Source organism: Paludibacterium sp. B53371, assembly GCF_018802765.1.
Taxonomy (GTDB): Bacteria; Pseudomonadota; Gammaproteobacteria; order Burkholderiales; family Chromobacteriaceae; genus Paludibacterium.
In genome coordinates this window covers 2,419,417-2,443,711 of the sequence record NZ_CP069163.1, presented here as the reverse complement: position 1 = coordinate 2,443,711, position 24,295 = coordinate 2,419,417, and the positions used below count along the sequence as shown (strand labels likewise).

Here is a 24,295-nt window from a genome sequence, read left to right as displayed (position 1 = left end):
ATAACATGAACACATTACGGGAGATTGTTGAATGTTGACCCAAGACCAGCTCAAGCTTGCAGTGGCCAAAAAGGCCCTGGAATTCATCCCGGACGAAGCCATCATCGGCGTCGGCACCGGCAGCACCGTCAATCTGTTCATCGATGAGCTGGCCAGCATCAAGGGCCGGCTCAAGGGAGCGGTCTCCAGCTCCAACGCCAGTACCGAGCGGCTCAAGGCGCACGGCATTCCGGTCTACGACCTGAATACCGTCGATCAGCTCCCGGTCTACATCGATGGCGCCGACGAGATCAATCACTACCTGCACATGATCAAGGGCGGCGGCGGTGCGCTGACGCGCGAAAAGATCGTGGCGGCCGCGGCCGATCAATACATCTGCATCGCCGACGAAAACAAATATGTCGAGATGCTCGGCGAGTTTCCGCTGCCGATCGAGGTGGTGCCGATGGCGCGCAGCTATGTTGCGCGCGAACTGGTGCGCCTGGGCGGACATCCGGAGCTGCGCAAGGATTTTGTCACTGACAACGGCAACATCATTCTGGACGTGCACGGCCTGAAAATCAGCAAACCGGTCGAACTGGAAGAGACCCTCAACCAGATCGCCGGTGTCGTCACCAACGGCCTGTTTGCCAAACGTCGTGCCGACGTGCTGGTACTCGGCCGCCAGAGCGGTGTGGAAATTCTCAAGTAATCTCGCTGTTGATCCGGCCAGCATGAACTGTCATCTGACTGTCATCTGGCCGGTTTAAAATCCGCGTTTATCAGTTTCAAATGCATGAGGCGTAAATGGCTGAACATACTTCCAAACAGTTTGATCTCGAGCTGGAAAACGTGCGTACGCGCGTGCTGCAGATGGGCGGCCTGGTCGAGCAGCAGATCCGCTCGGCGATCGAGGCGCTGATGGCCGGCGATATCGAGAAGCTGCAGAAGGTGGTGGATCAGGATACCCAGGTCAACGCCATGGAAGTCTCCATTGACGACGACTGCACCCACATCATTGCCCGCCGCCAGCCGGCGGCCAGTGACTTGCGCATGGTGATGACGGTCATCAAGACCATTACCGATCTGGAGCGGATCGGTGACGAGGCGCAGAAAATCGCGCGCATGGGCAAGACCATTTACCAGACCGAACGTTATCAGGTGCCGCGCTTCCGTGAGATCCGCAAGATGGCCGAGGTGGCGCTGGGCATGGTGCGTCGCGCACTGGATGCCTTTGCCCGCATGGATGTCAGTGCAGCCGAGGAGCTGGAGCGCGAAGATCGCCGTCTGGACGACGATTTCAATGCCGAGCTGCGCCAGCTGATTACCTTCATGATGGAAGACCCGCGCACCATCAGCATGTCGATCGATACCCTGTTCATGGCCAAGGCCATCGAGCGTATCGGTGACCATGCCACCAATATCTCCGAGTATGTGGTCTATCTGGTCAAGGGGACGGATATCCGTCACCTGCCGCCGGAAGCCAAGCTGAATGCAGCGACGGGCGTCTGATGACGACGACGTACTAAACACAGGGGTGACGGCCTCGGCAAAACAGCGGTAACATTCGGTTGCCGCTTTTTTTATGCTTATATGATGAAGATATGCCCCGGCATGGGGTATTCACCAAACCCTCCGCCGAAGGGGCTGCCTTGACTACCGAATCACAACCTTCTTACGACGTGCTGGCGACGGTCGACCTGGGGTCGAACAGCTTCCGGCTGCAAATCTCGCGCCTGGTCGACGATCAGCTCTATACCCTGGATGCCCTGAAGGAAACCGTGCGTCTGGGCGCCGGCCTCGGGCGAGACAAGGTGCTCGACGATGATACCCAGCAGCGCGCGCTGGCCTGCATGGCCCGCTTTGGCGAGCGCCTGCGCGGCTTCGCCCCCGGTCAGGTGCGCGTGGTCGGTACCAATACCCTGCGCGTGGCGAAGAATGCCCCGGCTTTCATCGAGCGGGCCGAAACCCTGCTCGGTTTTCCGATCGAAATCATCGCCGGCCGCGAAGAGGCCCGTCTGATCTATTTGGGGGCGGCCCACTCCCTGCCGGCGACCCGCGAGCGTCGTCTGGTGGTCGATATCGGCGGCGGCTCGACCGAGTTCATCATCGGCAGCCAGTATCGCGCCCTGGTGACGGAAAGCCTGCCGCTGGGCTGCGTCAGCTACAGCCTGCGCTTCTTCCCTGACGGCAAGCTGGGCAAAAGCCAGTTTCGTGATGCCACCCTGGCGGCACGCAACGAAATCCAGCGCATTCGTCACGCCTTCCGGCCGGAAGAGTGGCAACTGGCGGTCGGGACTTCCGGCACGGCCCGTTCGCTGCGCGACATCCTCGAAATCAATGATTACACCCCGGCGGACATCACCCTGGAAGGCATGGAGCAGCTGCGTGCCGAGATGCTGCGGCGCGGCCATGTGAAGAACATCACGCTCAATGGCCTGAAAGCAGATCGTGCCCCGGTATTGCCGGGTGGCCTGGCGATCATGATCGGCATCTTCGAGGAGCTGGAAATCAGCAAGATGACGGTGGCCGAAGGGGCGCTGCGCGACGGGGTGCTGTACGACCTGCTCGGCCGCCAGCGCGAACACGACATGCGCGAAACCACGGTCAATCAGTTCTGCCGCCGCTACCATGTCGATGTCGAGCAGATGAAGCGGGTAACCGTTCTGGCTGAAAGTCTGTTCCGCAAGGTGTGCGGCGAAGATCTGGACCAGGACTGGCTCAAGCTGCTGATCTGGGCGGGCCGTCTGCATGAAATCGGTCTGTCGATCGCGCATACCGCCTATCACAAGCACTCGGCCTATATTCTGCAATATGCCGATATGCCCGGTTTTTCCCGGCGCGAACAAACGGCGCTCGGCCAGATCGTGCTGGGCCACCGTGGCGACATGGGCAAGCTGTTGCCCTATATCAACGACCGCATGCTGTGGGTGGCCATCGTCTGCCTGCGCATGGCCGTGCTGTTCTATCGCAGTCGCCATGACAATACCTTGCCCGGCCGGCTGGATCTCAAGCCCCATCCGCGCGGCTTTACCCTGACGCTGGAGCGCGACTGGCTGGCGGCCAACCCGCTGACGGCCAATGCCCTGCGCCAGGAGGTCAGTCAATGGAAGAACATTGGCTACCTGCTGGAGTTGCAGCAGCTCTGACCGGAAAGCCATGATCCTGCCCCTTGGGTGCGGGGCAGGCTGTGTTGGCAAAGGGGGAGGGCGACCGGTTTGCAGGGCCCGGCACCGCCGGGCCCTGTCGCCAACGGACTGATTTCCCCGCCTGTCCATTGAAATTCAATCCCCGCTGAGCGAATCAAAGATTCGCACGCATGCCCGCCCTTGCCCTGCAAGGGCGCGTCCGTGATGCGGACAAAGTTTTGTCAGCAAGCAGATCCCGCAAAAGCGGGTTTTTTTACGCACCGGAATGATCGTAAACGAACATAAGATGTTTGTTTGAGATCAATGTGTTGTTTTTTGAATCTGGGTAATCTTTCAAAAAATCAATGTATATAGTGATTTGCAGGCCAGTTGATGAATGGTTCCTGGTGATTGCAAACGCACCTTCCGGTTGTATTTTTTCGTTTTGGAATATTTTTTCGTCATCGAAACCCACTGATTTGATCGGCCCGGCCGATCCGGAGCGCTTGGAATCTTATGGCTACCCTTCACCCGCTTCCCTACGTTGTTGCTGAATCCGCGCGCAAGCGTCAGATCATGAATGCCGCCCCCCTGCGCTATTTCATGAGTGCCGTCATGGCCGGGGCCCTGATTGCCGTGGTGCTGATCGTCAGCCTGCAGCTTGGGCAGACACTGCATCTGGCCGGCTCGCCGCTGTACTACGCCGCCAGTGCCGGCTTCTTCGGTACCGCACTGTGCACCATCATCGTCAGCAAGACCGAGCTGTTTACCAGTAATGTCATGTACATGACCGTCGGCGTGCTGTCGCGCCGTGTCAGCTGGCCGGAGCTGGCCAAGAGCTGGCTGCTGGTCTACGGCGGCAATTTCGTCGGTGCGCTGCTGCTGGCGCTGATGTATGCCCAGACCGGGGCCCTGGCTCACCTGCCGGCCGATCACCTGCTGTTCGATGTGATCGGTCACAAGGTGCATGCCGACAGCTGGGCGATTTTCTTCAAGGGCGCGCTGTGCAACTGGATCATCTGCCTGGCCGTCTGGGTACCGCTGCGCCTGACCAACGACATGGCCAAGCTGGCCATGACCATGCTGCTGGTGTTCGTGTTCTTCTTCAGCGGCTATGAGCACAGCATTGCCAACATGGCATTCTTCAGCCTGAGCTGGTTTGCCTCGGCCGGCGTTACGCCCGACTGGGCCTCGACCCTGCACAACCTGATCCCGGCGACCCTGGGCAATATCGCCGGTGGTGCCATCGGCGTGGCCGCGCTCAACTTCTACCTGGAGCGCGATACGCTGGAAGAAACCAGCCCGTCTGCCGTCAAGCCCGAGGTCGCGCTGGCCCGTTCCTGATCTTTGCTTGTGAGACGTCCGGCCATATGCCATGCTTGTTGCGATGCAATAACGAGGGGCAAGCATGTTCGGACGTCGTCTTCCCTTACCCTCCCTCAGCCTGGCGCTGCAAGGCGGTGGCGCCCACGGCGCCTTTACCTGGGGCGTGCTGGATGCCTTGCTGGCCAGCGGGCTGTACCGCTTTGACGGACTGAGCGGCACCAGTGCCGGCGCCATGAACGCCGTGGCCGTGGCACACGGCCTGGCCTGCGGTGGTCCCGATGCCGCACGCGCGACCCTCGAGACCTTCTGGCTGCGTGTCGGCGCCAGTCTGCCGCCGGAAATGCTGCAGCCCATGATGCCCGGCGACGATCTGTCCATTCCCCCCGGGCTGCAGATGGCCCTGCAATTTTCGCGCTGGTTTTCGCCCTACCAGCTGAATCCGCTCGACTACAACCCGCTGCGGGCCATCATCGACGAGCTGTTCGATTTTGACCGTATTCGCCAGGCCTCGCCGGTCAAGATCTACATCGCCGCGACCCAGGCCAACAGCGGGCGCCTGCGTCTGTTCGACAAGCAGCAGCTGTCGACCGACGCGCTGCTGGCTTCCGCCTGCCTGCCCAGTCTGCAGCAGGCCGTCAGCATCGATGGCGAAGACTACTGGGATGGTGGCTTTGCCGCCAATCCGGCCGTCTTCCCGCTGATTCGCTACTGCCGTGCCGATGACATTCTGCTGATCCTGCTGACGCCGATGGCGCACGGTACGACACCGCGCAGTGCGGAAGACATTCGCCAGCGCATCCTCAACCTGGGCTTCAATAGTGCCTTTCTGCGCGAGATGCGCCTGTTGGCCCTGTTGCGCGAGATGGCGCAGGAGTCCGGGCCGATCAAGGGCAAGCTGGAGCGCCGGCTGCTGGCGACGCGTTTTCACCTGATCGAGGCCGATGACCTGCTGACTGAGCTGGATGCCGCCAGCAAAGCACTGGCACATACGCCTTTCCTGCTCTGGCTGCGCGATGCCGGCCGCCAGCGTGCCCAGCAGTGGCTGGCACAGCATGGCCGGCAGGTCGGGCACCAGGCCAGTGTCGATATCCACCACCTGTTCTTCGAGTGAGTCCGGGCGAGATAAGCGCAGGTTTTTCAGGCAAAACGGTCACGTTATTGCTGTCTATTAGTTATGCGTGATATTCTTTTTGCATTGCGTCTGCTTGTCGCACATTATCTGACAGTGGCACCCGAGGGTGTCCGGAGAGTGAAATGGGACTTGATCAAGAGTTGCAGAAAATTCTGCGCCAGGAAGTCGAACTGGTTTTTCCGCGCTTTGATGCCGCTGCGGCATGGGAGCTCGGTGTTGCCCTGCGTGCCGCCGCCCAGAAGCGTGGCGCGGCCGTGGTGATCGATATTCGCCGCGGTGATGAAATCCTGTTCTACCATGCCATGCCGGGCACGACCCCGGCGCATGCCGACTGGGCGCGCCGCAAGCGCAATGTGGTGGAACTGACCCGCCGCAGCTCCTATGCCGTCGGTTTGCAGAATCGTCTCGGGGGGGAAACGCTGGAGCAGAAAATGGGGCTGCCGGTCCGTGATTACGCCTGCCATGGTGGCGGTTTCCCGATCACTGTCTCGCATACCGGCTATATCGGCTCGATTGTCGTTTCCGGCATGGAGCAGCGTGAAGACCACAGCATGATTGTCGAAGTCCTGGCCGAATTGCTCGGCCGCGAAGCCATCAGCGCCTGATATCCGGCCTTATGGCGATGGCACCGTACTGCGTTGGCAGACGGTGCTTTTTTTTGTCCCGGCCACTGCCTGAGCAAAATTCGCCGCCAATGCCTCTACTGCCTGCCAGTCGGTAAAGTCATGCACGCACTGCGGGTCGGTGGGACCGCCCGTCAGCCACATGATCAATCGGATCATTTGCCGGTCTGCCCAGCGATAGCGTGGGTAATCGAGTTTGCCGGCCAGTACGGCCAGCAGGGCGGGTTGCCAGCCAAGCTGGCGGAGCAGTCGGCGCAGATAGGGGTTGTCGGCGACAGTGGCGCGATTCGGTTTGCGCGCAGAAAGGTTGACGGAGAACAGGCCACAGGGCATGGCCTGCAGCGTGGCGGCATGGTCGCTGAGATACGTGCGGACGGCCGGCTGATGTCGACCATAGCGGATGGCCGCCCCCAGCAGCAGCCCCTGATAGCCGTTCGGGCCGGGGGCTTCGCCGATGCTCGCCAGCGTGACGTCATGCCCGCTGGCCTGCAGGCGCAGTCCGATATGCCGGCAGATCTTTTCGGTGTGGCCATCGGTCGAGGCATATACAATCAAAACATTTGGCATGGCGCATCTCCGGCACAGGAACACAAAATCATAACCAGCCTGCCGGCGATGGCCATTGTCCTGAGTCAGTCGTCGTGAAGCCCATCAAGCAGCAAGGAGAAAGCATGAGTGCCAACTGGATCACCATCAACACGCCACAAGGCGACAGTTTTTCCGCTCACCTGGCCCGGCCCCCGACCGGCCGCGGGCCGGGCATTGTCCTGATTCAGGAAATCTGGGGCGTCAACGAGCACATTCGGGCCGTGGCCGAGCAATATGCCCTGGCTGGCTTCGTGGTGCTGGCCCCCGACATCTTCTGGCGCCAGCAGCCGCATCTGTCGCTGGATTATGATCAGGCCGGTTCCGCCCGGGCCTTCGAACTCTATGGCCAGGTCGACAAGGCGAAGGCTGCGGCAGACGTGGCCGCCACCGTGGCACATCTGCGCAGCCTGCCGCAACTGGACGGCAAAGTGGCCACACTGGGTTTCTGCCTGGGGGGCTTGCTGGCCTATCATGGCGGCATCCTGGCCAAGGCCGATGCCATCGTCGCCTATTACGGCGGCGGCATTGCCCAGCACCTGGCGCTGGCCGCCGAGCTGACCCAGCCGGTGCTGTTCCATCATGGCGGTCTGGACAGTCACATCACGCAAGATCAGGTCGACCAGATCAAACAGGCCTTCCAGGGGCGCAGCAACGCCACCTTCTTTGATTACCCGCAGGCAGAACACGGCTTCAATTGCTGGGGGCGGCCGATGTACCGTCAGCGAGATGCCGCCCTGGCCCAGGGGCGTACCCTGCAGTTCCTGGCCGGACAGCTGTAAGGCCCTGGGCCGGACAAGAAAAAACGCCGCGCTGTATGCGCGGCGTTGCTTTATTTGGCTTGCTGGATGATGACGGGCTTGCGGGTCGCATCCGTACCCGGTGAGGGCGGCAGGCCCGGCAACGGATTGTCATCGGTGCCGTCGTCACCGGCGGGATTACTCAGCTGACGCGCGGGGATGGCCTGAACATCGACCATCTTGGGTGCCTCGAAATGACTGTCACAGCTGGTCAGGTCTTCTTCGCTGGCCGCCTTGCCCGGCTGGCTCTCATCCAGCGGTTTGAGCTTGAGTGCCGCCAGCAGGCCGCCACTATTGCTCAGCACATTGGCCTGGGCGACCACATACTGCGATTGTGCTGCCAGGTAATTGCGTTGCGCCGTGAACAGCTCGTTCTCGCTGTCCAGCACATCAAGCAAGGTCCGCTGTCCGATATCAAACTGCTTGCGGTAGGCATTCCGGGCTTTTTCCGTCGACAGCTGGTGCTGCAGCAGCGACGCCATCTGTGCCTTGTACTTGAGGACGTTGTCCCAGGCCAGTCCCAGCGTCTGGCGCAAGTTGCGGCAGGCGAGTTCGCGCTGATCCAGCGAGGCATTCAGCTTCTCTGCCGCCGAGCCGAGTCTTGCCTTGTCGGCCCCGCCGCGGAACAGGTTGACGCTGAAAATCACCGCCGCGGAGGACAGGTTGGTGCGCCCCTGGTAGCCGTTGTAGCTTTCAGTCGGTGATTTACTCAGTTGCAGATTCAGCGTGGGCGCGAAGGCGCCGCGACGGACATTCAGCTCCGCCTGGGCCGAGTGCAGGGTGGCGATGGCGGCGAGATAACCCGGGCTGTGGTGGATGGCATTGGCCATCAGGGCCGACTCGGCGGGCAGTGCCGCACTCAGGGACGGCACCTCATTCATTTCCGCCGGCGGCATCTGGCCTGTCAGACGGGTAAAGCGGGTATTGGCATCCTGCAAGGTGGCGTTATCGGTAATCAGATTGGTTTCCGCCAGAGCCAGACGACCTGCCGCCTGCTCCAGGTCGACCCGGCGACCGACGCCGGCCTGAACACGTTGCGCGATCTGGTTCAGGATGCCTTTATGAATGGCGTAGTTGTCTTTGGCGATCTGGACCAGCTGTCGATACAGCAGGACATCCTGGTAGGCCTGCAAGGTCTGCAAGGCGATGTTTTCGGTGGTTTCCAGAAAGCCGAAATAGCTGGCCTGACTTTCATAGCCGAGCTGGCGGACCTGGTTGATGGTTTGCAGCCCCTGGAACAGATTCTGGTTCACATTCACCGACCAGCCACGCGTGGTGTAATGCTGCGGCGTCACCCCCGATGCCGGCGAGTAGTCGAATTTCTGCCGATTGGCCTGATAGCTGACATCCACGGTCGGAAAGAAGTCTGCCCGCGGGACGTTGGCGTCTTGTTCCAGGCTGCGGAACTCGTGCAATTTCTGCAGCACTTCCGGATGGTTGACGATCGCACTCTGCACCGCATCGTTCAGTCCGATCGCCAGTGCCACCGGGCTATACAGCGCCAGCCCGCCCAGCGCGACAGAGACCAACAAGCCCAGGGGATTTCGCATACAATTCATTCAGAACGCCTCATACGTGCATGTCATCGCGTAAGCACTTTACACTATTATGCCGTGCTGAAATCGCGTTTTGTTGATAATTCACCCGGAACAGGTCCGAAATGATCCGCTGTGCGGCAATGCCCTCTTGCCCGACTGTTCGTCGCCCATTGCCGGCCGCTTTGGTACGTGCGCTGGTCTGGGCGTTGCTGGGCGGCTGGCTGATGCTGTCGGTCACGGCCAGTACCTTGCCGTCCGAGAGCACGGTGGCCCGTTATGGTCCCCAGGCACAGAAACTCTTCCATCAATGGCAGACCCTGCTGCTCAGCCTGGCCAGTCGCGGCGACGCACAGGCCCTCAAGAGCATCAACTTGTTTTTCAACCGGCGGATTGTGTTCGCGCAAAACCGCAATGTCTGGAATCAGGCAGATTACTGGGCAACCCCGCTGGAAACGTTTGGCAAGGGGGCAGGGGACTGCAAAAGCTTCGTCATCAACAAGTATGTGTCGCTGCGCCTGCTGGGCATGGCGCCGGAGAAGCTGCGGCTGGTCTATGTCAAGGCACGGATCGGCGGGGCCGGCAGTCAGGTGTCGGAAGCGCATATGGTCCTGGCCTATTACCCGAGCGCCGCTGCCGAGCCGCTGATTCTCGACAATCTGGTCGACAGCATCCTGCCGGCCTCGCAACGCCCGGACCTGACGCCGGTCTTCAGTTTCAACATGGACAATATTCGGGTAGGCAATGTGCAAAGTGACCAGGTCAATCAACTGGCCCGCTGGAAGCAATTGCTGGACAAATTGAATGCTGAAGGTTTTTCTTTCTGAGAAGGCTGCCGTGAGTACGACGAAATTTTCCCTGATTCAGCGCTTGTGGACCTTGTTGCTGCTGGTCGTGGCCCTGTCGATTGGTGGCGCGCTGATTGCCAATCTGCTCAACGCGCGCCAGTACCTGGAGCAGCAGCTGAGTGCCCAGAGCGCCGATACCGCACACTCACTGGCCCTGATGCTGACCCAGTACCATGCCGACCCTGTCATGGCACAGACCTTGCTCAATGCGACCTTCGACCTCGGGCATTTCGCCGAGATCCGCTGGGAGCGACAGGGCGCGGGGGAGCCGATTCATCTCAAAGCGCCTGCCGCGGTAACCAATGTGCCGGCCTGGTTTCGCGCCCTGCTGCCGCTGACGCCCGCCGCGGGCACCGCCTCGGTGAACCGGGGCTGGTTGCAGGCCGGCCGCATCGTGGTCATTGCCCAGCCGGCCTATGCCTATCAGTCACTCTGGCAGGGGGCGATGCAGACCGTACTCTGGTTATGCGTCATCGGCGTGCTGGCCGCCTTGCTCGGTGCCATCGACATTCGCCGGCTGCGGCGTCAGCTGACCGCGGTGGTCGGCCAGGCCCATGCCATCAGTGAGCAGCGTTTTCATAAAATGCCTGTCCCCGGCATTCCCGAGCTGGCCGAAGTGGTGTTCGCCATGAACCAGATGGTGGATCGTCTGCAGAAATATCTGGAGGGAATGCGGGATGAGCTGGACCGTACCCGTCAGAAGGTGCTGACGGATCACAGTACCGGCTTGCCCAACCGTGAGGCCTTCGATCAGGCATTCGCCACCCTGCTGGCTCCTCAGGATGATCCGGTCAGCGGATTTTTACTGCTGATCCGCGTCTCCGGTCTGGCCGAACTCAATCAGCGTCTGGGCGGGCGCAAGACCGATGCCCTGCTCAAGCGGGTGGCGGAGGATCTGCAGGCGCGTTGTCAGGCGCACCGGGGCTGGATGGCCACCCGCCTGCGCGGGGCGGATTTTGCCATGCTGTGTCCGGAAATCTCGGTCTCCGGCGCCCGCCAGCTGGCCGAGGAGTTGTGCGCTGCCTGGGAGATCTATCAGGACATGGGGCTGACCGATCAGGCTGGTGTCGGCCACATCGCCATTGTCGACTTCCACTCCGGCGACGACAGCGGGCAGACCCTGATGCGCGCCAGCCAGGCGCTGACGGTGGCCGAAGCACAGGCGCTCAACAGCTGGACCCTGGACGAGGGGGGCAAGGCGCCGGATGCCGCTGCCAGCGATCACGACTGGAAGCAGTTGCTGGATCTGGTCTGTCATGATGGCTCCCTGCAGCTGCGCTGGTATCCGGTCTGCCATCCGGATGGTGCCGTACTCTGGCAGGAGGGCATGCTGTTCCGGCCTCAGCGTGGTGACCTGCCGCAGATGAGTGCCTTGCGCCTGGTCTCGCATGCCCTGCGCCTGGGACGGGCCTACCAGATTGATCTGAACACCCTGGAGCTGGCGCTGACCCTGGGGCCGCGCGGGCGCCTGGCCATCAATATGTCACCGGCTTCGCTGGCGCACGATGATTTCCTGCCCGCCGTCCTGCAGTGGTTGCAGCGCTACCCGGATCGCCAGATCAATTTCGAGTTTCATGAGACCGGGCTGGATGAACAGTGGGCCGCCTTCGTCAACTTCAGTGCGGCGGTCCGGACCGGCGGTCATCGCGTGGCCGTGGAGATCCAGGGGCACGACATGGGACTGGTGGCGCGTACCCATGAGGCCGGCATCGCCTACCTGGTACTGGACCATGCCCTGACCCAGGGCATTCATGCCGATGAAGGCCGTGCCGCACTGGTGCGCGGGCTGTTGCAGATGGCTTCACTGATGGCCGTGGAGATCGAGGCCAAGGGCGTCAACGACCGGGAAGACCTGGAGATGCTGGTGGCCATCGGCGTGCACTGCCTGACCGGGCCGGTGGTGCGCTGACCGGTACAAAAAAAGAGGGGGTTGTCAGTGATGACAACCCCCTCGTCATTGCCAGTGCTCAGTCGGTCTGCAGTCTGCCGTTACCCAGCAGATTCTGCAGGATGGCCTGATCACTCAGCAGTGTGGTGCCCAGATGGGTCAGATCGACGTTATGCAATACGATCTGTGCCGTGTCATTGGCCGGGCTGCTGCTGTGGGCAAACTGACCCGTCTCGCTGACATGCACCACAGTACTGACAATGCCGCCGCTATTGACGGTGCTGAAGTGCAGATAGTTGGCCAGATTGCCGACCGGCGATGCGCCGGCCGCCGCATGACTTTCACCTTGCAGCAGGTCGCGCAGGTCCAGAATGCTCTCCGGCGTATTGGCGGCGGTACTGCCCATGCTGAAGTTGTTGATCGTGGCCACGTGCGGCGAACCCGCCGGACCATCCAGCGGCAACTCGAATTTGAAGGTCTCGACACCGGCAATGGCATTGATGGTGCTGTCGCCATTCACCAGCGTCGTGCTGACCGTATCCGAGCTGATGCCGTGCGCGTCAGTGAGGGTGACGGACACGGTGGTGCTGGCACTGCTGCTGTCCAGGCTGAAACCGATGGTGCCCTGCTGATAGCTGTAGGCATGGCCATGTGCATCGACCAGGGCATTGCCGCTCAGGTGCAGGGTGGTGTCCAGCCCGGTCGAACTGGTCAGGTGCACCGAGCCGCCATTGGTCAGCAGGCTCTGGTTCAGGGTGTCGAGCGTGATGTCGAAGCTGCTCGGATGCCCCCCCGGGTAGTAGCCATTCATTGCCCCCGGATCGGCAATGTTCAGATTGCCGGTCGTCAGGCCGGCAGCCGTCAGATCGGCGACGCTGCTGACCAGATGGAAGTTGCTGGTATTCAGATTCAGCGCGCTGCCGCCATCGACACTGACCTGCAGGTTAAAGCTCAGCAAGTCCGAGGCATGGTAGGCCGCCAGGGTGTACCAGCCATCTGTCTGGGCATGGAAGGTGCCACCGGCAGCACCCGCCGCAAAAATACCCTGCGACAAGTTCTGGCCACCGACATTGACCAGCCAGGCATCACTGCCACTGTTGCTGAAGGTATAGCTGTGGCCGGCCTGCAGGTAGATCAGACCGGACAGCTGTACCGTGCCCAGCCCCTCGGTGGCGCGCGTGTCGCCTGCGCCACTGACCAGGCGCGTGTCATCCGGCTGGTCACCGGAGCGCGAGGTCAGGTGCTGCCAGGCACTTTCGCTGTTGCCAAAGTTATGGTTTTCCAGCGGCGACCAGGGGTCTGCCCAGAAACGCTGGGTCAGCCCGACCGAGGGCAGGGCGCTGACCGCCGTGCTCTGTGCCGTCGTGTAGAAGCCCTCCAGGCTGTGACCGTGCCAGGGCACGATATTGCCTACAGACAGACCGGCGTTGCTCAGGTCGGACAGATTGCTGACCAGGTGGAAATTGGCCGTATTCAGTTCGACGGCCTGAGCACCATCCACGCTGACCTGAACCTGGAAATGACCCGGACCGGCTTCATTGTCGTGATAGGCCGCAATGGTGTACCAGCCGCTGGCCTGCGGCGTGAAGCTGCTGCCCTCCAGCTCACCCTGATCATCCCCCCAGGTCGCGGTCAGTGTATGGCCGCCCACCTTGAGCAGGAACGAATCATCCTCGGTGCCGCTGAACGTATAGTTGTGACCCGCTTCCAGATAGATCAGCCCCGAGACCCGCGTGGCCGTACCGGCGGCCACATTGGCTTGTGCCAGGTCGGTCAGGGTGCCGGTGCTGGTCGGCAGGGTGCTGGTGTTATCGATCGCCAGACGCAGTGCATACGGGTCAGTGCCCCAGCCGCCGTTGTGATCCAGGCTGAGTACGCTGTCGTGCGCCCAGGTCTGCCACAGCAGGCCGGTCGAGGGCAGGGCGGACGGCACCACCGAGATGGACGGATTATCCACCACCAGGGCGGAGGTTGCCGCCAGGCTGGAGGTATTGCCGGCGGCATCGGTCTGGCTGGCGCTGAGCGTGAGGCTGCCATGATCGATGCTCAGCGTGGTCGGGATCACCACCACCCCGTTGCTGTAGCTGTAGACCTGCCCGTTGCCATCCACCAGCTGGTTGCCATTCCAGTGCAGCACCGTACTCTGGCTGATCCCGTCTTGCGTGGTCGTGATATTCAGCGTGCCGCCGGCCGCCAGATCGCTTTGCGCACTACTGCCCAGCGTGATGCTGGTATTGACCGTGGTGTGGCCGTTGAGCTCCCCGGCCGTGATCACGCCCGCGGCCGCCGGGTCAGTGGCAATCTGCAGACCGGGCAGGGTCGGGGCCGTGATGTCTTCCAGCACGCTGGCACGCTGAGTGGTGCTGCCAAAACCGTTGCCATCGGTTTGGGCGGCGCTGATCGACAGGCTGTGGCCATCGCCCGGTTCAGCCACCGTCAGCGACAGCACGCCATTGCCATAGCTGGCCGTCATGCCGGCCGGAATACCGCTCACGCTGCCATTGCTGTTCACCAGCAAATTGCTGATCACCCCATTGTCGTTGACGGTGATATTGGCGTGACCGCCGCTGGCCAGCGAGCCGGCATCCAGTGCGACGGTGGCATGCAGGGGAGCGGTGCCATGATTGGTCTCGGCGGCATTGAGGACACCATCGTGGTTGACATCACTGCCGATGCTGATCACCGGGCTGGCGGGTGCCTGGTAGCTGGTGCTGGCAGCGGGCGACAGATTGCCGGCGCCATCGGCCACGCTGGCGCTCAGCGTCAGCGTCTCACCAGCGGCCGGTGCCGGAACTGGCAGATAGACCGTGCCATTCTGGTAGGCATAGACCAGGCCATTGCCGTCGACCAGCTGGCCGGCGCTGTTGAACGACAGCTGCACCGTCTGGCCATGACCTTCATTGACCGACAGCACGCCATGATGAGCCAGGGCGTTCTGCGCCGAGCTGTCGAGCGCCACGGCGGCAATCATGCTGCCTGCCGGCGGGGCGACACTGATCGGCGTCGGCACGGTGCCGGCCGGGGCGCCGGTCGGTGTCAGACCGACCTGCAGCGTGGCCTGCCCGCCCTGATCCCAGTAGACGATCTGAATGCTGTGCAGATCGCCGGCGGTATGACCGAGGGTGATGGCGGTGTTGGCGACGGTCGGCGACTGATTGCCGGCAAACTGCGCCACCACATGACCATCGACGATGATCTGATAGCCGTCATCGGCATTGACGTTGAGCGTATAGGTGCCTGCGGCGGCACTGAAGGCGCCGCCGAGGGTGACGATGCTCTGCTGGGTGCTGTTGAAGCTGCCGTTGAGCTGCAGATTGCTGGCACTGTTGCCGAGGAAGGCATTCAGATTGTTGAGCGAGCTGCCGAGGCTGTTGCTGAAATTGGTGGTGCCGTGCCAGACGCCGCCCTGCTCGCCGAAGTTGAGCGCCTGGGCGATGAAGCTGGCGCTGGGGCTACGGCCCTGCAGGTCGGCCAGCACGGTCGACAGTGCGGTCTGTCCGGCCAGCGGGCTGGAGATATGGCTGTCGGCGACGTTGAAGAACTGGCCGCTCAGGCCGTTGGGCAGCAGGCTGATGCTCGGTGCATTGGCTGCGCTCAGATCCAGCGTGCCGCTGTCGCTGCCGATGGCCGACACATTGCCCAGGGCATTGGTCTGGCTGGCATTGATCGCCACCTGGGCACCATTGGCCGGTTCCGGCAGGCTCAGTGTCACCACGCCATTGGCGTAGCTGGCACCGATGGCCGGATTGCTGCTGCTCAGATGGCCCTGGCTGTCGACCGTCAGCGTCGACAGCGTACCGCCTGCATTGATGGTGATGCTGGCGCTGCCGTTAGCCGCGAGGCTGGCGGCATCCAGCTGCACCGTGGCCTGAATGTGACCATTGACCAGATTGTCGTTGCCGATCTGCCCGTCCTGATGATCAAAGTGCTGGGCGATCGAGACCACCGGCGTGGCCGGTGCGGTCAGATTGAGGGTGCCGCTGTCGCTGCCGGCGGCAGAGTGGTTGCCCAGTGCATCGGTCTGCACGGCGCTGACCTGCACCTGGGCGCCATTGGCCGGCTGCGGCAGGCCGAGCGTGAGCACACCGTTGCTGTAGCTGGCCGTGATGGCGCTATTGCTGCTGGTGATACTGCCATCGCTGTGCACCGTGACGGTCGACAGGCTGCCGCCGCTATTGACGGTGACACTGGCACTGCCATTGGCGGCCAGACTGGCGGCATTGAGCGTCACGCTGGCCTGGACCTGCCCGTTGCTCAGATCGCTGCTGCTGATCTGATTGTTCATGCTGTGATGCTCGGCCAGGGTCACTACCGGGCTGCTCAGCGCCTGATAGCTGGTGCTGGCGGCAGGCGACAGATTGCCGGCGCCATCGGCCACGCTGGCGCTCAGCGTCAGCGTCTCACCAGCGGCCGGTGCCGGAACCGGCAGATAGACCGTGCCATTCTGGTAGGCATAGACCAGACCATTGCCGTCGACCAGCTGACCGGTGCTGTTGAACGACAGCTGCACCGTCTGGCCATGACCTTCATTGACCGACAGCACGCCATGATGGGCCAGGGCGTTTTGCGCCGAGCTGTCGAGCGCCACGGCGGCAATCATGCTGCCTGCCGGCGGGGCGACACTGATCGGCGTCGGCACGGTGCCGGCCGGGGCGCCGGTCGGTGTCAGACCGACCTGCAGCGTGGCCTGCCCGCCCTGATCCCAGTAGAGGATCTGAATGCTGTGCAGATCGCCGGCGGTATGACCGAGGGTGATGGCGGTGTTGGCGACGGTCGGCGACTGATTGCCGGCAAACTGCGCCACCACATGACCATCGACGATGATCTGATAGCCGTCATCGGCATTGACGTTGAGCGTATAGGTGCCTGCGGCGGCACTGAAGGCGCCGCCGAGGGTGACGATGCTCTGCTGGGTGCTGTTGAAGCTGCCGTTGAGCTGCAGATTGCTGGCACTGTTGCCGAGGAAGGCATTCAGATTGTTGAGCGAGCTGCCGAGACTGTTGCTGAAATTGGTGGTGCCGTGCCAGACGCCGCCCTGCTCGCCGAAGTTGAGCGCCTGGGCGATGAAGCTGGCGCTGGGGCTGCGGCCCTGCAGGTCGGCCAGCACGGTCGACAGTGCGGTCTGTCCGGCCAGCGGGCTGGAGATATGGCTGTCGGCGACGTTGAAGAACTGACCGCTCAGGCCGTTGGGCAGCAGGCTGATGCTCGGTGCATTGGCTGCGCTCAGATCCAGCGTGCCGCTGTCGCTGCCGATGGCCGACACATTGCCCAGGGCATTGGTCTGGCTGGCATTGATCGCCACCTGGGCACCATTGGCCGGTTCCGGCAGGCTCAGTGTCACCACGCCATTGGCGTAGCTGGCACCGATGGCCGGATTGCTGCTGCTCAGATGGCCCTGGCTGTCGACCGTCAGCGTCGACAGCGTACCGCCTGCATTGATGGTGATGCTGGCGCTGCCGTTAGCCGCGAGGCTGGCGGCATCCAGCTGCACCGTGGCCTGAATGTGACCATTGACCAGATTGTCGTTGCCGATCTGCCCGTCCTGATGATCAAAGTGCTGGGCGATCGAGACCACCGGCGTGGCCGGTGCGGTCAGATTGAGGGTGCCGCTGTCGCTGCCGGCGGCAGAGTGGTTGCCCAGTGCATCGGTCTGCACGGCGCTGACCTGCACCTGGGCGCCATTGGCCGGCTGCGGCAGGCCGAGCGTGAGCACACCGTTGCTGTAGCTGGCCGTGATGGCGCTATTGCTGCTGGTGATACTGCCATCGCTGTGCACCGTGACGGTCGACAGGCTGCCGCCGCTATTGACGGTGACACTGGCACTGCCATTGGCGGCCAGACTGGCGGCATTGAGCGTCACGCTGGCCTGGACCTGCCCGTTGCTCAGATCGCTGCTGCTGATCTGATTGTTCATGCTGTGATGCTCGGCCAGGGTCACTACCGGGCTGCTCAGCGCCTGATAGCTGGTGCTGGCGGCAGGCGACAGATTGCCGGCGCCATCGGCCACGCTGGCGCTCAGCGTCAGCGTCTCACCAGCGGCCGGTGCCGGAACCGGCAGATAGACCGTGCCATTCTGGTAGGCATAGACCAGACCATTGCCGTCGACCAGCTGGCCGGTGCTGTTGAACGACAGCTGCACCGTCTGGCCATGACCTTCATTGACCGACAGCACGCCATGATGGGCCAGGGCGTTTTGCGCCGAGCTGTCGAGCGCCACGGCGGCAATCATGCTGCCTGCCGGCGGGGCGACACTGATCGGCGTCGGCACGGTGCCGGCCGGGGCGCCGGTCGGTGTCAGACCGACCTGCAGCGTGGCCTGCCCGCCCTGATCCCAGTAGACGATCTGAATGCTGTGCAGATCGCCGGCGGTATGACCGAGGGTGATGGCGGTGTTGGCGACGGTCGGCGACTGATTGCCGGCAAACTGCGCCACCACATGACCATCGACGATGATCTGATAGCCGTCATCGGCATTGACGTTGAGCGTATAGGTGCCTGCGGCGGCACTGAAGGCGCCGCCGAGGGTGACGATGCTCTGCTGGGTGCTGTTGAAGCTGCCGTTGAGCTGCAGATTGCTGGCACTGTTGCCGAGGAAGGCATTCAGATTGTTGAGCGAGCTGCCGAGACTGTTGCTGAAATTGGTGGTGCCGTGCCAGACGCCGCCCTGCTCGCCGAAGTTGAGCGCCTGGGCGATGAAGCTGGCGCTGGGGCTGCGGCCCTGCAGGTCGGCCAGCACGGTCGACAGTGCGGTCTGTCCGGCCAGCGGGCTGGAGATATGGCTGTCGGCGACGTTGAAGAACTGGCCGCTCAGCCCGTTGGGCAGCAGGCTGATGCTCGGACTGCCAATCGGGTCCAGATGAACGACGGCACTGCTGTTGCCTGTTCCGGAGGTGTTGCCATAGGGATCGGCAATGCTGGCGCTGACATTGAGGGTGGCGCCATTAGCCGGTGCGCCGACACTGAAGCCGACCTGGCCCGCACTGAGGTCGCTGGCGCTGACCACGTGACTGATCTGGCTGCCAGTATTGCTGCTCAGCGTGATGGTATCGCCGACCTTGACCGAGCCATCCAGCGCCACATTGACGCTGACCATGCCGTTTTGTTCATCTGCGCTGCCGATGACGCCATTGTGATCGACGATGGTGACCGCCGGCGTATTCGGTGCCTGGGTATCCACTACCGCACTGGCGCTGCCCGCCGCTGAAACGTTGCCGGCCTGATCGGTGAGGGTGGCCGAGAGGGTTAGCGTCGCCCCATTGGCCGGTGCGGCCAGATTCAGCTGTACCTGTCCGTTTTGTACTTCGCTGGCGGTGATGATATGGGACAGCGGCAGGCCGTTGCTTGACAACAGGGTCAGCGTATCGCCGACTTGTACGCCATGATCAAGACCGATCCTGACGCTGACGAGTCCATTGCTCTCATCGCTGCCGGCAATGGTGCCGTTGTGGTCCATGATGGTGATGGTCGGTGCCAGTGGTGCCACGGTGTCGACCAGCGCACTGGCTGTGCCGACCGGGGACGTATTGCCGGCCAGATCGGTGATGCTGGCGGCAACCTGCAGGGTTTGACCATTGGCCGGGGCCGTGACGTTCAGCACGACATGGCCTGCCTGCAGATCGCCGGCCTGAACCGTGTAGTTGATCTGGGCACCTGCACCGGTACTCAGGTGGATGATGTCGCCCGCCTTGACCGCCGAATCAAGCCCGATCTGTACACTCACCTGTCCCTGATGTTCGTCGGCGATGCCGATCTCGCCATTGTGGCCGAGGATGACCACGTTGGGGGTGTCGGGTGCCTGAGTGTCGACCAGCGCACTGACCGTGCCGGCCGGGGAGGTATTGCCGGCTGCATCGGTCAGCGTGGCGTTGAGCGACAAGGTGGCGCCATTGGCCGGTACCGTCAGATTAAAGTTGACGTGACCGTTGACCAGATCGGCAGGCTGAACGGTATAGCTGATGTTGATACCCGGACTGCCGGTTAGCGTCAGGGTGTCGCCGGCCTGCACGCTGCCATCCAGTGCGACCTGAACCGATACCTTGCCGTTGTGCACATCGGCGATGCCGATTTCGCCATTGTGGCCGGCAACGCTGATTTGCGGTGCATTGGGGGCCTGTGTATCCACCAGCGCCGAATCGGTGCCTGCATCCGAGGTGTTACCCAGGGTATCGGTGATGGTGGCGCTGACTTGCAGGGTTTCACCATTGGCGGGAGCCGAAACATGCAGCGTGACCTGGCCAGCGCTGATGTCTGCGGCCTGCAGGACATAACTCACAGGCAAGCCATTGCCCGTGCTCAACAGGACGGTGTCGCCCGCTTTGACCGATTCATCCAGCGAGACCAGTACCGATACCTGGCCCTGGTTGATATTGCCAAGACCGATTTCGCCGTTGTGGTCCAGGATGCTGACCTCGGGCGGGTTGGGCGCGGTGGTATTGACCACGGCGCTGTCGCTGCCAGCCTGCGACTGGTTGCCCAGGGCATCGGTCAGTACGGCACTGACGTCCAGCGTCTGGCCATTGAGCGGTGCGGTGACGGTCAGGGTCACATTGCCGGCGTGGATTTCTTCGGCCGTGACCACATGGACAAACACATCCCCACTGGATGTCTGCATGGTCAGGCTGTCACCCGCCTTGACCGAGCTGTCGAGGTTTACCTGAACCTGTACCTGGCCGTTGCGCTCATCCGGCGTGCTGATCACGCCGTTATGGTCAACGATGGTGACGGTCGGGGTGTTCGGGCCGGTGGTGTCCACCACGGCAGACGCACTACCGGCAGCCGAGCTGTTGCCGAGCGCATCGGTGATGGTGGCGGAAGCATTCAGGCTCTGGCCGTCGGCCGGGGCAGCGACGCTGAAGCTGGCATGACCGGCGTTCAGGTCCGCACTGCTGACGACATGGCTCAGGGTGACGCCGTTGGCGGTCAGACTGATGGTGTCACCGGCCTTGACCGAACCATCCAAAGCGACTTGCACCGTGACCTGGCCATTGCGCTCATCCGGGGTGCTGATGACGCCGTTATGGTCAACGATGGTGACGGTCGGGGTGTTCGGGCCGGTGGTGTCCACCACGGCAGACGCACTACCGGCGGCCGAACTGTTGCCGAGCGCATCGGTGATGGTGGCGGAAGCATTCAGGCTCTGACCATCGGCCGGGGCAGCGACGCTGAAGCTGGCATGACCGGCGTTCAGGTCCGCGCTGCTGACGACATGGCTCAGGGTGACGCCATTGGCGGTCAGACTGATGGTGTCACCGGCCTTGACCGAGCTGTCGAGGTTCACCTGAACCTGTACCTGACCATTGGGCTCATCCGGCGTGCTGATCACCCCGTTATGGTCAACGATGGTGACGGTCGGGGTGTTCGGGCCGGTGGTATCGACCACGGCAGACGCACTACCGGCAGCCGAGCTGTTGCCGAGCGCATCGGTGATGGTGGCGGAAGCATTCAGGCTCTGGCCGTCGGCCGGGGCAGCGACGCTGAAGCTGGCATGGCCGGCGTTCAGGTCCGCGCTGCTGACCACATGAGTCTGGGTGACGCCATTGGCGGTGAGCGAAATGGTGTCACCGGCCTTGACCGAGCTGTCGAGGTTTACCTGAACCTGCACCTGACCATTGCGCTCATCCGGGGTGCTGATCACGCCGTTATGGTCAACGATGGTGACGGTCGGGGTGTTCGGGCCGGTGGTATCGACCACGGCAGACGCACTACCGGCGGCCGAGCTGTTGCCGAGCGCATCGGTGATGGTGGCGGAAGCATTCAGGCTCTGGCCATCGGCCGGGGCGGCGACGCTGAAGCTGGCATGGCCGGCGTTCAGGTCCGCGCTGCTGACCACATGAGTCTGGGTGACGCCATTGGCGGTCAGACTGATGGTGTCACCGGCCTTGACCGAACCATCCAAAGCGACTTGTACCGTGACCTGGCCGTTGCGCTCATCCGGCGTACTGATCACCCCGTTATGGTCAACGATGGTGACGGTCGGGGTGTTCGGGCCGGTGGTGTCCACCACGGCAGACGCACTACCGGCGGCCGAGCTGTTGCCGGCAGCATCCGTGACAGTGGCGGTGACTGTCAGGGTTTGTCCATTGGCCGGGGCATTGAGACTGAAGGATGCCTGTCCGTTCTGGATGTCTGCTGTACTGATGGTGTGGGCGTAACTTTGTCCATTGCTGCTTTGCAGGGTCAGGATGTCGCCGACCCGGGCCGAGCTGTCGAGGAAGACTCGGACCTGTACCTGACCGTTGTGCTCGTCGGGCGTACTGATGACGCCGTTGTGGTCGACGATGGTGACGTTAGGCGCGTTGGGCGCCTCGGTGTCGACCAGGGCGCTGGCGCTGCCGGCGCTAGAGGTGTTGCCGGCGGCGTCGGTCAGGGTTGCCGTGACGGTCAGTGTCTGGCCGTTGGCCGGTGCGCTGACATTGAGCAGCACCTGTCCGGCGCTCAGGTCGCTGGCCTGCACCGTGTAGACGATGGGCTGGCCATTCCCGGTCGACAGGGTCAGGGTGTCGCCGGCCTGGACGCTGCTGTCCAGAACCACCCGCACTTGCACCTGCCCGTTGATTTCATTGGCGCTGCCGATTTCACCGTTATGTCCCTGGATGAATACCTGGGGGGTGTCCGGGGCGACGGTGTCGACCAGGGCGCTGGCGGTCCCTGCCGCCGAGGTATTGCCGGCGCCGTCGGTCACGGTGGCACTGACGACGAGGGTTTGTCCGCTGGCGGGGGCGGTCACGTTCAGGGTGGCATGACCGGCCGTCAGGTCGGCAGCCTGTACCGTATAGGCTACGGTGGCGCCGGTGCTGGTGGTCAGCAGGATGCTGTCACCGACCTGGACGCTACGGTTGAGCGAAACCTGAACCTGGACCTGGCCATTGGTTTCGTTGGCGGCACCAATTTCGCCGTTGTGGCCGAGGATGCTGACTTGCGGTGCATCGGGCGCCACGGTGTCGACCAGGGCGCTGGCGCTGCCTGCGGCCGAGGTGTTTCCGGCGGCATCGGTGATGGTGGCGCTGACGACAAGGGTTTCTCCGTTGGCCGGAGCGGTCACATTGAGTGTGACATGGCCCGCCGCGAGATCGGCAGCCAGTACGGTGTAGGCGATCGTGGCACCACTGCCGGTGCGCAGCTGGATGCTGTCGCCGGCTTTCACGCTGTTGTCGAGGGTGACCTGTACCTGGACCTGACCATTGGTCTCGTCGGCGGCGCCAATTTCGCCGTTGTGACCGAGGATGCTGACTTGCGGCGTGTTGGGCGCCACGGTGTCGACCAGGGCGCTGGCGCTGCCTGCGGCCGAGGTATTGCCGGCAGCATCGGTGATGGTGGCCGAGACGCTCATGGTCTGGCCATTGCCCGGTGCCGTGACATTCAGACTGGCATGTCCGCTGCTCAATTCTGCGGCGGTGACGGTATGGGAGAGGGTACTGCTGCCGTTGCTGAGGCGAATGACATCGCCGGCATGAACGCTATTGTCCAGCGATACCTGAACCTGCACTCTGCCATTGGTCTCGTCGGCGGCGCCAATCTCGCCGTTGTGCCCGATGATGCTGACGGTCGGCGTATTGGGCGGGATGGAGTCGACGGTGACCGATGCCGAGGCGACGGCAGTCTGCCCGGCGGTGTTGGTCGACGAAGCAATCAGCGTGGTGCTGCCCTGGCCCAGCGGGACGGTCGGCGTCAGACTCCATGTGCCGTTGCTGGCGACGACGGCGCTGCCCAGCACGGTGCCGAGGCTGGTGCTGACCAGCACGGTGAGTCCTGGTTGGCCGGTGCCGCGCAGGGTGGGTTCGACCTGGTTGGTCAGGGTGATGCCGGCAATGCTGACACTGGCAGGCGGGGCGCCGTTAGTGCTGCTTTGTTGTGCCAGCAGTTGGGGCTGGTTGTTGCTGATGCGCCCGAAATTATCCAGCGAAGCAATGCTGTTGCTGCTGCGCAGGCTGCTGACGGTGGTGGTGCTACTGATGTCTGTCGAGGACAGGGTAATGAAGGTATGGCCCAGATTGCTGCTGGTCGAGGTGTCTGCCTGCAGGCCGGCGCTGGCCGGATCCAGCTGGGCTGTCGGGTCCTGGCCACTGGCCAGGTTGTTCAGCACTTGCTGGACGTCGGTATTGGCGTTGCCGCCATTGCCGTCTGTCTGCGCCGCGTTTTGCTGGTCGCTTGCCGGGGCCGAGGGCTGGTCCTGTTCTCCCGAGAGGACGACGGTCCCCCCCGAATCCTGGCTCAGCGTCAGGCTGGCGCCCTTGTCGAACAGCAACTGTTCCCCCGGGCGGATGACCTCCCCGACCTTGAGGATGTGCTCATGACCCTGAGCGTCAATAACCTTGACCACCCCTTTGAGGTGGGCGATGCGACCGGACAGTGCGGGGGTAGCCATGAGCGACTCCGGCAAAATGGGTTGAATAAGGTTCTCTGTTGTTCAGAGAAACACTGTTTGTATCTTTACGGCCATACGCGTACGACG

Annotated in this window: 12 protein-coding genes; 9 read left to right on the top strand and 3 right to left on the bottom strand. The window is 62.7% G+C overall.

Annotated features, from left to right (window positions below):
- Positions 1-31: 31 nt before the first annotated feature.
- From rpiA to JNO51_RS11660, 6 genes are all read left to right on the top strand, one after another.
- A complete protein-coding gene (rpiA, locus tag JNO51_RS11685; protein WP_215777379.1) occupies positions 32-691 on the top strand; it encodes a ribose-5-phosphate isomerase RpiA in 660 nt (219 codons plus the stop codon).
- 95 nt (positions 692-786) lie between these two features.
- A complete protein-coding gene (gene phoU / locus JNO51_RS11680) occupies positions 787-1,491 on the top strand; it encodes a phosphate signaling complex protein PhoU (protein ID WP_215777376.1) in 705 nt (234 codons plus the stop codon).
- Positions 1,492-1,661: 170 nt separating this feature from the next.
- Complete coding sequence (ppx, locus tag JNO51_RS11675) at positions 1,662-3,128, top strand: exopolyphosphatase (protein WP_371822932.1); 1,467 nt, start codon at positions 1,662-1,664, stop codon at positions 3,126-3,128.
- A gap of 495 nt (positions 3,129-3,623) precedes the next feature.
- Complete coding sequence (locus tag JNO51_RS11670; protein WP_215777372.1) at positions 3,624-4,451, top strand: formate/nitrite transporter family protein; 828 nt, start codon at positions 3,624-3,626, stop codon at positions 4,449-4,451.
- A 64-nt stretch (positions 4,452-4,515) separates the two neighbouring features.
- Positions 4,516-5,544 carry a patatin-like phospholipase family protein gene (locus JNO51_RS11665; protein WP_215777369.1) on the top strand — a complete coding sequence of 343 codons (1,029 nt, stop codon included), beginning with the start codon at positions 4,516-4,518 and terminating at the stop codon, positions 5,542-5,544.
- A 143-nt stretch (positions 5,545-5,687) separates the two neighbouring features.
- On the top strand, positions 5,688-6,170 hold the full coding sequence (locus JNO51_RS11660) for a heme-degrading domain-containing protein (RefSeq protein ID WP_215777366.1): 483 nt from the start codon (positions 5,688-5,690) through the stop codon (positions 6,168-6,170).
- 9 nt (positions 6,171-6,179) lie between these two features.
- Here the strand turns inward: JNO51_RS11660 and hemG are convergent, their stop codons facing one another.
- Positions 6,180-6,755 (bottom strand): menaquinone-dependent protoporphyrinogen IX dehydrogenase, encoded by a 576-nt coding sequence (gene hemG / locus JNO51_RS11655; protein WP_215777363.1) that lies wholly within the window; start codon positions 6,753-6,755, stop codon positions 6,180-6,182.
- Positions 6,756-6,859: 104 nt separating this feature from the next.
- Here hemG and JNO51_RS11650 point away from each other — a divergent pair, with 104 nt between their 5' ends.
- Positions 6,860-7,555 (top strand): dienelactone hydrolase family protein, encoded by a 696-nt coding sequence (locus JNO51_RS11650; protein ID WP_215777361.1) that lies wholly within the window; start codon positions 6,860-6,862, stop codon positions 7,553-7,555.
- 50 nt (positions 7,556-7,605) lie between these two features.
- Here JNO51_RS11650 and JNO51_RS11645 read toward each other — a convergent pair whose 3' ends face one another.
- On the bottom strand, positions 7,606-9,123 hold the full coding sequence (locus JNO51_RS11645) for a TolC family outer membrane protein (RefSeq protein ID WP_215777358.1): 1,518 nt from the start codon (positions 9,121-9,123) through the stop codon (positions 7,606-7,608).
- A 110-nt stretch (positions 9,124-9,233) separates the two neighbouring features.
- Here JNO51_RS11645 and JNO51_RS11640 point away from each other — a divergent pair, with 110 nt between their 5' ends.
- Positions 9,234-9,935 (top strand): transglutaminase-like cysteine peptidase, encoded by a 702-nt coding sequence (locus tag JNO51_RS11640; RefSeq protein WP_215777355.1) that lies wholly within the window; start codon positions 9,234-9,236, stop codon positions 9,933-9,935.
- Positions 9,936-9,945: 10 nt separating this feature from the next.
- The gene (locus JNO51_RS11635; RefSeq protein ID WP_252346072.1) at positions 9,946-11,865 is read left to right on the top strand and encodes a LapD/MoxY N-terminal periplasmic domain-containing protein; all 1,920 of its coding nucleotides are present in this window, start codon (positions 9,946-9,948) and stop codon (positions 11,863-11,865) included.
- Between the two features lie 58 nt (positions 11,866-11,923).
- Here the strand turns inward: JNO51_RS11635 and JNO51_RS11630 are convergent, their stop codons facing one another.
- Positions 11,924-24,208, bottom strand: coding sequence for an Ig-like domain-containing protein (locus JNO51_RS11630; protein WP_215777350.1), 12,285 nt, complete (start codon positions 24,206-24,208; stop codon positions 11,924-11,926).
- Positions 24,209-24,295: the final 87 nt, after the last annotated feature.